Here is a 2,100-nt window from a genome sequence, read left to right as displayed (position 1 = left end):
GCTGCCTGGCCAGCTTGATGAAATCACCGATGGCACGGGAGCCGGTTAGCAGCACATCCTGATGATCGAGCGGAGCCGGCGCCAGACCGGCGGCGATGTTGGAAACCAGGGACAAGCCGACGACGTCCATCCCCAGGTACTTACCCATGATCGCCTCGGGAACCGTCGACATCGACACGGCATCCGCGCCAAGCCGCTGCAGCATGCGGATTTCGGCGGGGGTTTCGTAGGAAGGCCCCATCAGGGCGGCGAGCACGCCGCGATGCAGGGCGATTTTTTGCTGGCGGGCAAAGCTCTGCAGCGGGTCAAAGAGTGTCTGCAGGTACAGCCGGGACAGGTCGACGAAAGGGTGCCGCGTCTCGCCGCGCAGAGGATTGTCGCCCATCAGGTTGAGATGGTCATCGATCAGCATGAAGTCGCCGGGATTAAAGGCGCTGTTGATCCCTCCCACGGCGTTGGTCAGCAGCAGCCTTTGGCAACCGAGATCTTTGGCGACCCTGACCGGCAGCGCGACCTGGCTGGCGGAAAACCCCTGGTAGAGGTGGTAGCGCCCCTGAAAAAAGAGCACATTCCACCCCTCAAAGCGACCGGCGACCAGCTTTCCGGCATGGCCCTCGATCTGGGCCTGGGGAAATCCGGGAATATCCCGGTAATCGATGCTTACCGATCCCTCGACCTGGTCGGCAAGGGCGCCCAGCCCCGAGCCGAGAACCACGGCCAGATCAAAGGACCCGGTTCCCAGGCGCTGCCTGAGCCCTTCCGCGGGGGCTGATGCATCCATCGGCACGCTCACCCCTCGAGCAGCTTGTTGACCCGTTCAAGCAGTTGCTCGGGCTTGAATGACTTGCTGATAAAGTCGTCCGCACCACCACGGTAGACCTCGTTGATATCATCGTTTTTTCGAAAGACGCCGCTCATGGCCAACAGCCGTACCTGGCGCAACTCCAGGTCTTCGCGCACTTCGCGGATCAGTTCATAGCCATTCTTGCGCGGCAGGTTGAGATCCAGCAGGACCAGGGCAGGTTTCTGCTCACGGATAATCTGCAGGGCCTCCTCGCCATCGGACGCAGTAAGGAATTCAACCTCGAGGGATTTCAGCATGTCGAGAATCAGTTCAAGAAAAAAATTCGAGTCGTCGACAATCAGGATTTTTTTGCTCCCGGGGGCCTTGCCGGGCGCAGCCTCATCGGCACAGGCGGCAAGGGACGGTTCTTTAAGAGCGGCCAGGTCGACCTGAAAAGCATGGCCGCAGCCGGGACACTTGATCCGGATGAGCGGTTTGCTGGCCCTGGACGAGTCAAACCGATATCGGGACTGGCATTTCGGGCAGGCGATTCTCGTCGTCATCGATCAGCGCCCCTCTTCGACCACTGCCGGCGGTGCGGCCCGCAGCGACAATTGCGAGCGCCCCTGCAGATCAAGGGGTTCATTTTCAAGCCACACCTTGAGAGACTCCGGCGCATCGACCTGCAGCTGCAGGGATTTCAAGACACGCCAACTCAGAACCGTGTTTCTGGCCAGGGCATATTGCTTGAGCGGAAGGTCATCGATCAAAGCTTCGACATTAACCGCCCCGAGGGCTTCAACACGCAGCAAGCCGCCACCGGGAGGAATCGCGTAATCGCTCCCTTGAGGGTTAACGGGAGTCTCGGGGCCAGGAACTGCTTCGGGCGTTTCCGGCATCGCTTGCTCAGCGTCTTCCTCCAGCACAACCAGCGGGGCGGCATTTCCGGCGGGCAGCGAGAACTCAGTCGACACCGCTGAAAGCTGGGGAGGCTCCAGGCTCGGCTCTTTGGCAAAAGGCCAGTAATGAAGCAGAAAGTAGACGGACGCAAGTGTCAGCCCGCCCAATAGCACGACCAGCAGAATCGTGCTGAAGACGCTGCGGCCTGAGGCTGCTGCCGGGGGATCGTAAACAGTCGACCTGCGCTCCCGGCCGCCGGCAGGGATACCGGTCTGCGCGCGGAACTGGTCGATCACTGAGGCTGCATCCAATCCGAGAGTTTCAGCGTACAGCTTGAGAAATCCCAGCAGGTAGGCGTCGCCGGGAAACCCGTCGAACCTGTCCGCCTCCATGTCCAGCAGGAAGTTGGCCCGGAT

At 60.9% G+C, this 2,100-nt stretch carries 3 protein-coding genes; all 3 read right to left on the bottom strand.

Annotated elements, in window-relative coordinates; all coding sequences use genetic code 11:
- Positions 1–781: purine-nucleoside phosphorylase (locus tag ABYV89_RS16150; RefSeq protein ID WP_432823962.1), on the bottom strand; the 781-nt coding region annotated here is incomplete at its 3' end.
- 8 nt (positions 782–789) lie between these two features.
- Positions 790–1,347, bottom strand: coding sequence for a response regulator (locus ABYV89_RS16145; RefSeq protein ID WP_432823961.1), 558 nt, complete (start codon positions 1,345–1,347; stop codon positions 790–792).
- 3 nt (positions 1,348–1,350) lie between these two features.
- Positions 1,351–2,100, bottom strand: a 750-nt coding sequence (locus ABYV89_RS16140; protein WP_432823960.1) for a helix-turn-helix domain-containing protein, incomplete at its 5' end; no start/stop codon positions are given.

The sequence above is a fragment of the Trichloromonas sp. genome (assembly GCF_041583255.1).
In the GTDB taxonomy this organism is placed as follows: domain Bacteria; phylum Desulfobacterota; class Desulfuromonadia; order Desulfuromonadales; family Trichloromonadaceae; genus Trichloromonas.
Note: the sequence above shows the minus strand (reverse complement) of the source record. Positions and strands in the feature narration are given on the sequence as shown.